Source organism: Fructilactobacillus sp. X2R6C1 (assembly GCF_059901295.1).
Genome location: NZ_JBWXUZ010000060.1, coordinates 1 through 251 on the forward strand (window position 1 = coordinate 1; position 251 = coordinate 251).

A 251-nucleotide genomic window follows, 5' to 3' on the forward strand; every position below is an offset into this window, starting at 1 on the left:
GTCCACGGCCGACCAGGACTTGGCGCCCCAGCTTGACGTTCTCCAGGCGCGCGGGTGTGAGCCGATCTATTCCGAACATGCGTCCGGTAAGTCGGCCGCCCGGCCTGAACTGGCGAACGCACTGAAGGCGCTGCGTGCCGGCGATACGCTGGTGGTGTGGCGGCTCGATCGGCTCGGCCGATCGTTGCCCGACCTGATCGCCACGGTGAACGAGTTGGCACAACGCGGCGTCGCGTTCGAGAGCGTAACGG

At 67.3% G+C, this 251-nt stretch carries 1 protein-coding gene; it reads left to right on the top strand.

Annotated features, from left to right (window positions below; all coding sequences use genetic code 11):
* Window positions 1-251, top strand: a 251-nt coding sequence (locus tag AC6UDF_RS07355; RefSeq protein WP_500724233.1) for a recombinase family protein, incomplete at both ends; no start/stop codon positions are given.